At 72.0% G+C, this 7,327-nt stretch carries 4 protein-coding genes; 3 read left to right on the top strand and 1 reads right to left on the bottom strand.

Annotated features, from left to right (window positions below):
* Positions 1–87: 87 nt before the first annotated feature.
* On the bottom strand, positions 88–534 hold the full coding sequence (locus ABD256_RS29755) for a PPOX class F420-dependent oxidoreductase (protein WP_344426257.1): 447 nt from the start codon (positions 532–534) through the stop codon (positions 88–90).
* 62 nt (positions 535–596) lie between these two features.
* Between ABD256_RS29755 and ABD256_RS29750 the strand changes: the two genes are divergently transcribed.
* The 3 genes from ABD256_RS29750 to ABD256_RS29740 are packed head-to-tail and all read left to right on the top strand — an operon-like array spanning position 597 to position 7,320.
* Entirely contained in the window at positions 597–2,075 is a 1,479-nt protein-coding gene (locus ABD256_RS29750; RefSeq protein ID WP_344426255.1) for a hypothetical protein, read from the top strand.
* A 47-nt stretch (positions 2,076–2,122) separates the two neighbouring features.
* Positions 2,123–2,866, top strand: coding sequence for a hypothetical protein (locus ABD256_RS29745; RefSeq protein WP_254126694.1), 744 nt, complete (start codon positions 2,123–2,125; stop codon positions 2,864–2,866).
* Between the two features lie 8 nt (positions 2,867–2,874).
* Positions 2,875–7,320, top strand: coding sequence for a coiled-coil domain-containing protein (locus ABD256_RS29740; protein WP_344426252.1), 4,446 nt, complete (start codon positions 2,875–2,877; stop codon positions 7,318–7,320).
* Positions 7,321–7,327: the final 7 nt, after the last annotated feature.

The raw sequence follows: 7,327 nt of genomic DNA, 5'->3' as shown, positions 1-7,327 counted from the left end.
ACACACCTACAATCACCACCGCGGCCACACCGCACTCACCGGCAAACCACCCGCCAGCCGCGTCCCCAACCTCACAGGGCAATACACCTAGCCCGCGATGTCGGCGCGGGCGACGACCTTCGTGATCTTCGCCCGGACGAGGTACTCGCCGGCGACGGCGTTGCGCTTCCCGTAGGCGGGCCCGGCGTCCTCGCCCATGTACCTGCTGCCGATCGCGGTCGCCCAGGTCAGCAGTTCGTCGTGGTGCCCGTCGTGACCGAGCAGGGTCGCCTCGGCCCTGAACTGCACGAACGAGAAGGGCGGGCGCTGGTCGTCGACACACAGCGTGAACCGGGGGTCGCGCCGGAAGGCCTTCCCCTTCAGGGACGACTCCTCGGTCGTGAACACCAGCTCGTCGCCCCCGGCGGTCTCGTCGAGCAGGAACCACACCGGCGTGACGTGCGCGGTTCCGTCCGCGCGGACCACGCCGAGCATGCCGGTCCTGGTCCCGGCCGACGCGAACTCCCACCATTCCGCCCTGCTCATCTCCCGCATGCGGCCGAAATTACCCCCTCACCCGAGCGGGCGCGCGGCGTGGCCGACTAACGTTGGCCGCTGTGCGTGACGCGGACCTGATCGGAGCGGGCCTTGCCGACGAGGGCTTGGCCCGCCGGTTGAAGGCGCTCGCGTGCACCGCGCCGCTGCACGACCTCGACGCGCGCAAGGCCAAGCTGGACTGGGCCGACGCGACGATCTACCAGATGGCCGAGATCGGGCTGCACACGATCGACCAGGTCACCATCGCGATGGACTTCGACACCGGCGCCGACCACCACGAGATCGTCAACCGGCTGCGCCCGTTCATCGCCGCGCAGGCGCCGGGCAGGGCGAAGGACGAGCACGAGCGCGTCGCGCGCTGGGTGCTCGACAACCTGATAAACGTCGGCACAGCCGACCGCGGGTTCCGGCGGGTGTACGGCAGCGTCGACGACCGCGGGCGGTACGCGCGCCGCGCGTTCGACTTCAAGCTGCTCGTCGAGCTGGCCGCGCCGGACGGCGAGGTGTACCTGCGCGCGAGCGACGAGGCGATCAACGTCCTCGTCGGCGCGCTGGACACCGACGTGGAGTCCGCGCAGATCGCGGCCGAGGTGAAGCTGGAGAACCTGATCAACCGCGGCAGGCTCGCCGACGCGAAGCTCGCCGCCGAGCAGGCGCGCTACCGCACCGTGCAGTACGGGGAGACCCTGCGGGCGAAGCTCGACGCGACCCGCCGCGACGTGCGCGCGGTGGACTGGGACGCCGAGATGCCCGAGCTGCTGGACTCGGCGCTGTCCCACATCGAGTCCCGGTTCCGGGCCGAGAACGCGATCCTGAAGAACATCACGACGGCCCGCGACGACGCGGAGGACTCCGACCGCAAGCGCCGCGCCGCCGAGCTCGTCGACATCGTCGGCGACTGCATCTCGCGGCACACGCAGCTGCAGTCGCGGCTGCAGGCGGCGGGGGCGATCTTCCGCGCGGAGCAGGACCGCCAGCAGTTCTCCGGCCCGCCGCAGCGCGCCACCGTGGACCTGTTCGGCCAGCTACTGGTGCCGACGCTGGAACTGCCGATCGCGGACGCGGTGCGCCCGGCGGAGCGGTTCTTCCACGGCTCGTCCGGGCTGTCGGTGCCCGCCGTGCCCGCGTTGCCGTCGCTGGTGTCGATGCTGCTGCGGCCCGCGCCGGAACGGGACAAGGTGGTCGGCGAGATCCCCGAGCCGGAGCTGGTGCCGCCCGAGACGCTCGACTACTACAGCGACGAGCAGTGGCGCCAGGCCGACGAGCTGCTGGAGCTGCCCGACGTGCCGCGCCGCCTGTCCGGCCTGATTGCCGAGGCGCGTGAGCTGGATCCCCAGCTCGCCCGCCTGGTGGCACTGCGCGCGGTGCACTCCTACAGTCCCGAGGTGGGTGCGGCGGTCCGGCAGGGTGACGACCGCGCGCTGCTCGCCGTCGACGACGGCACACCGCTCGCCGACGCCGAGTTCGGTGGCGCGGACCTGCTGCTGGCCACCGCGCGCATCGACCGCGGTGACGAAGGGGAGGAAGTGTCAGCGTGAGCCGGCCTGGTGATGTGGAAGCCGCCGCGCGGCTGATCTCGTTCGGGATGCGCCCGAAACAGCTCCCCGGACGTGACGTCGTGTACGCCGACCTGGTGCGCCGCTACGGCGAGGACAGCGCGTTCAAGCAGCTCACGAACGCGGTCGCGGCGGGGCTCGGCCTGATGGTGCTCGACGTGAGCACGCAGGCCGGCGCGGTGCTCGCGGCCACCGACGAGTCCGTGTTCGAGATCAAGATGGACAGCTACGCGCGGCAGAGCAAGATCAGGGAGCGCCGCGACACCGAGAAGGTGCTGCACGGGCTGGTGCACCTCGCCGCCGCCGCGCTCGGGTACCCGCGGCCCGATGATCTCGCGAACGACACCTACATCGGGCGCGTCACCGTCGAGCAGGTCGACGGCGTGGTGCGCGAGGCGTGCCGGATCCTGGACGAGCGCGCGGCCAAGGCGGAGGAGAACAACGACCCGCTCTCCGACGCGCCGGAGCTGGAGCAGGCGTGGCGGGCGTACGCGCGCCGCCCGGCCGCGGCGGCCACCAAGGACGGCAGGCTGGCCTCGGACACCACGCGCGGGATGGTCGCGCGGGCACTGCGATTCCTTGCCGAGCAAGGGTTCCTGGTCCAGGTGAACACCGAGCAGGGCGGTACCTACCGCACCACGCCCCGGTACCAGGTGCAGGTGCGGGAGCTGGCCGCGGACAGCGCGTTCGAAGAGCTGCTCGAACTCGGCGTGGTGTCGGTCGGCGACGGCGCAGGCACCCTTCGGCCGTCCATTTCGGACACATTGAGCTAGGCGGGGAGATGTACGAACTTTCGCGGGTGCGCCTGCACTCCGTCGGCCCGGCGGGTGCGCGGTACCAGGACGTGGTGCTCGACCTGTCCGGGGTCGGCGAGGTGGTGCGGACGCCGTCCCAGGACGCGTTGTTCAGCGCGGGCATCCACTCCGCGGAGCAGGGCCTGCCACGGCGGCCGTCACCGGCGAGCGTGCTGTTCCTGGAGAACGGCGGCGGGAAGTCCGTGCTGATCAAGCTGATCTTCTCGGTCATGCTGCCCGGCCGTCGCCAGGTCGTCGGCACCACGAGCACCCGCGTGCTGGAAAAGTTCGTGGCGGCCAAGGACGTTTCGCACGTCGTGGTGGAATGGCAGCACACCGAGACCGGGCAGCGCGTGATCACCGGCAAGGTGTCGGAATGGCGCGGGCACGTCACCTCATCGGATCCGGCGAACCTCATCGACTCGTGGTTCTGCTTCCACCCCAGCACTTCGCTCGACCTCGAGACGCTGCCGCTGACCGTCGACGGCAGGCTGCTGACCATGTCGGGGTTCCAGGAGAAGCTCGACGAGGCGCACCGCGCGGAGCCCGAGCTGGAGCTGTTCTGGACCCGCCGCCACCACGAGTGGACCTCCCGGCTGGACACGCTCGGCCTCGACACCGAGCTGTTCCGGTACCAGCGCGCGATGAACGCGGGGGAGGGTGAAGCCGCGGACGCGTTCAACTTCACCAACGACGAGGCCTTCGTCGAGTTCCTGCTCAAGGCGGTCATCGCCGAGGACGACCCGCGCGATCTCGCCGAGGTGGTGCAGACCTATGCGCACAACCTCGGCCAGCGCGGCGAGCTGCTGTCCGAACGGGACTTCGTGGCCGGTGCGCTCGAACTGCTGGCGCCACTGTCCGAAGAGGAGGCGCTGGCGGCCGCGTCCCGCAAGCTCGCCGAGCGGGCCCGTGCCGACGCGCGGGAGCTGGCCGGAGCGGTGACCGCGCGGCACCAGATCGAGTCCGAGCGGCTCGACGGGTTGCGCGCGCACGTCGACGAAACGCGCGAAGCCGAGAAACTGGCGGAGGGCGACCATCGCAGGCTCGCCGCTGTCGTCACCGAACTGCGCCGCGTGGTGGCCGGTCTCCAGCTCGCGGAGGCGACCAAGCAACGTGAGCGCGTAGACGCCGAACTCGCCGAGGCGCGTGTCGACGCCGAGGCGTGGCGCGAGACTTCGACCGTGCTGTCCCATGTGAACGCGGTGCGCAAAGCCGCTGACATCCGCGCGCTGGTGGGGGAGCGGGAACAGGACGCCAAACCCGCGCTGCAGGCCAGGAACGCGGCCGCGTCGGCACTCGCGCGCGGGTTGCTGGCGCTCGCCGCGCAGGCGGGAGAACAGGCCGACGCGGCCGAGAGCAGGGTGGGCGCGCTCACCACCGAAGCCACCGACGCGCAGCGCCAGCGCGACGAGGCGACCGGCGTCGCGGCGAAGCACCGTGCCGAGCACGCGCAGCTGACCGCGAGGATCGAGGAAGCACGCGGGGAAATCCGCCAGGCCGTCCGCGACGGGCTGCTCGGTGACGGGTCCGAGGTCGTCGCGGCGGCGCAGGAGGCACGCGGGCGCTCGGAGCAGGCCGCGGACGAACTCGCGGCGAAGGAAGCCGAGCTGGAGCGGATTGCCGAGGACTACGGGCAGGCGCAGTCCGCACTGCACCAGGCGCAGCAACGCGTTTCGACGGCGAGTTCGCGCAGCGAGACCGCGCGGGGCGAGCTCGGCAAGGCGAACCAGCGGACCGACGCGCTCGCCGCCAACGCGCGGCTGCTCGAACTGCTCGGCGGCGACACGGTGCAGCCGGAGACCGACACGCCCTCGCTGCAGAACCGCCTTCGCGAGGCTCGTGCCGAAGCGGAGCGCGAGCAAACCGCGCTGCGCATCGAAGAATCGGTCGACGAGCGCGCGCTCGGTGCCTTGGGCAGCGGCGGTCTCCTGCCCTCGCCGCCGGAGGTCCAGGACGTGCTCGACGTCCTCGAAGCGGCCGGGGTCACCGCGTGGTCCGGCTGGCGCTATCTGTCTACTATGGACGTCAAGGGCCGCGAGCGGGTGCTGGCCGAGCTGCCGCACCTCGTCGGCGGCGTGCTCGTCAACGACGTCAAGCAGATCCCGCGCGCGAAGAAGGCGCTCGCCGAGGCGAAGCTGCTGCCGAGCGTGGTGCTGCCGGTCGCGACGACGGAAGCGGTCCGCGGCTCCGGGAGCGGGGCCGCGGCCGGGGTCGAGTTCCTCGTCCAGCCGAACCCCGCGATGTACGACGAGGACGCGGCCGACGCCGAGCGCGAGGCGATCGCCGCCCGCAGCGGCCGCCGCCAGAAGCGGCTCGAAGCGCTGTCGGCCGCGGTCGGCGACGACGCGGCACTCGAATGGAAGCTCAGCGCCTGGCGCGAGGACTACCCGCCGGGCGCGCTGGCCGTGCTCGCGCAAGCGGCCGAGGACGCGGCCACCGAACTCGCCGACGCCGAAAAGGAAGCGGAGACCGCGGAACGGGCGCTGGCCGAGATGGCGGATCGCCGTACCCGGCTCCGGGAGACCGTGCCCGCGTTGCGATCGGCCGTGCGGGAAGGGGATCAGCGTTCGCGCGCGCTGACCGACCTCGCGGCGAGGGTCGCGAAGATTCCGGAGTGGACGGACGCGGCGAGCAGGGCCGACGAGATCGCGGGGCAGGCCGAGGCGGAGTCGTCCTCGGCAGCCGCGCGCGCCGCACGGCTGCGCGAAGAAGTCGCCGAGGAGCAGCGCACCGCCGACGGGCACCGCCGCACGGTCAGCAGCGCGCGCGCCGAACTCGCCGAGGTGCCCGGCGGTGGCTCGGTGTCCGAATCCGACCCGGTGCCGGCCGAGCCGGTCGATGCGCTGCGCCGCCGGTTCTCGTCCGCGAGCGACGCCTACGCGAAGGTGGAGGTCGGCAGCGATCTGCGCGCCGAACTCGACCAGGCGGAAAGCGCCGAGTCGACCGCTCGCGCCGCGCTGGAGGCGCTGGATCCCCGTGTCCGCGAGCTCGCCGGTGAGCTGCTCGAAACCCCGGACGGCTCCGACGCCGCCACGCGCGCCGCCGCGCTCGCACGCGCGGGCCGCGCTGTGTCCTCTTTGGAACGCGAGCAGGGCGAGGTGATCGGCCTCGTCGCCACCCGCAAGGCCGAACTGGACCAGTTGCCGAAGCAGCCCGCGTCGCTCGAACACTACGGCCGCCCCCGCGACATCGAGCACGGGCGCGAGCAGATCGAGGCGGCGGCCGAGGAGGCCAGCACCGCGGCGCGGGCGTGGGAGCAGGCGCAGGCGAAACGCGGCGAAGCCGAGCACGCGCTCGACTACGCCACCACGTCCGCGTCCGGGTTCCGCGTCCTCGCCGAATCCATGGCCCATCTCGTCGCCGATGATGATGACGACGACCGGAACCCGTTCGACGGGGACGTCGACTCGGCGCAGTCCCGGCACAGCAGGCTCGCTTCGACGCTCACCGAGGCGGATGCCGCGGTCGACAAGGCGGAGAAACGGGTTCGCGCCGCCGCCGACGCGCTCGCCCAGTACGCCACCGAGAAGCAGTTCGAGAAGCTCAGCAGCCCGGTGCGCCAGCAGATCATCTCGGTGCGCCGCGACAGCCTGCCCGGCAACGCCGCCGAATGGACGACCGCGCTGCGCCCCCGGCTGCGCACCCTCACCGACGATCTCGCGCAGATCGACCGGCACCGGTCCGGGATCGTGGCGAGGCTGCAGGGCATGGTCGACGGCGCGCTGCGCCTGCTCCGCTCGGCGCAGCGGCTTTCCCGCCTCCCGGAAGGGCTCGGCGACTGGTCGGGGCAGGAGTTCCTGCGCATCCGGTTCGCCGACCCCGAGGAGAACGTGCTCGCCGAAAGCCTCGGCCAGGTCGTGGACGAGGCCGCGATCGGCAAGACCGGCGATGGCCGCGACGTCAAGCGCGACGGCATGTCGCTCGTCCTGCGCGGCGTGCAGGCCGCCGTGCCCAAGGGATTCCGGGTCGACATGCTCAAGCCGGACTCGGTGCTGCGGACCGAGCGGCAGCGGGTGTCCGAGATCAGGGACGTGTTCTCCGGCGGGCAGCAGCTCACCGCGGCGATCATCCTGTACTGCACGCTCGCCGCGCTGCGCGCGAACAACCGCGGCCGGATGCGCAACCGGCACTCCGGCGTGCTGTTCCTGGACAACCCGATCGGCCGCGCCTCCGCCGGGTACCTGCTGGAACTGCAGCGGGTCGTCGCCTCGGCGCTCGGCGTCCAGCTGATCTACACCACGGGCCTGTTCGACGCCGGCGCGCTGAGCGAATTCCCGCTCATCGTCCGCCTGCGCAACGACGCCGACCTGCGGGCAGGCCGGAAGTACCTGTCCGTGGACGCGACCATCCGCAACCAGCTCGACGAGCTCGCCGAGGCGGACGGCACGGCGCGGATCTCGGCGACCAGGCTGTTCGTCAAGCCGGGAAGCTGACCGCGTC

Source organism: Amycolatopsis minnesotensis, from assembly GCF_039529815.1.
Taxonomy (GTDB): domain Bacteria; phylum Actinomycetota; class Actinomycetes; order Mycobacteriales; family Pseudonocardiaceae; genus Amycolatopsis; species Amycolatopsis minnesotensis.
The sequence above is the reverse complement of the archived record's forward strand: the minus strand, read 5'-3'. Positions and strand labels throughout refer to the sequence as shown.